Raw genomic sequence first — 546 nt, 5'->3', positions numbered from 1 at the left:
TTCATTCGATTGATTCTCACTTGCGGGATAGTTTGATAGAAAAGAGTCAAGGGCAGCAGGGTCTGTAACCACCATCGCATAGGTAGAGCCATCTGCCGCCACAATATAGGAGGTTGTTACTGTATTTATGCTAGTGTGCAATACAGCAAGTCCATAAATATCCCCCGCAGAAGCACTTGCATAACCTCCTGATGGATGACTATGTAGTATGGCCGATGGTGTATAACCAGGATATGTAGTTTGAAAACCAATACTTATTGAGTGTTCAGTATCTGTGCCAGTTATAAGTTTAGGAGCAGAATTATTCCCATTTGCATCTTTATAAATTGCAAAACCTGTTTCAATTGAGGTATTTGGTGGTTCTAAACTAGTTCGTACTTGAGAAAGTCTACCAGCAAGATAGGGATCTGTGAATTGGGTTTTTACGGTGTTTTGTTGATTTTTATCACAAGGATCTTTAACACAAGCACAATTCTCACTATCCAAAACATAGCCTGTAGGGCAAGATGTAATCGTGCAAGGAGGGTCTTGTGGTTCTTCAGGTGG

The 546-nt window shown here is 40.7% G+C and carries 1 protein-coding gene; it reads right to left on the bottom strand.

The genetic code is table 11. The annotated features are described in order from the left end of the window. Positions 1-546: hypothetical protein (locus B6A10_RS16300; protein WP_238929434.1), on the bottom strand; the 546-nt coding region annotated here is incomplete at both ends.

Source organism: Flavobacterium pokkalii (assembly GCF_014596575.1).
Taxonomy (GTDB): domain Bacteria; phylum Bacteroidota; class Bacteroidia; order Flavobacteriales; family Flavobacteriaceae; genus Flavobacterium; species Flavobacterium pokkalii.
Note: the sequence above shows the minus strand (reverse complement) of the source record. Positions and strands in the feature narration are given on the sequence as shown.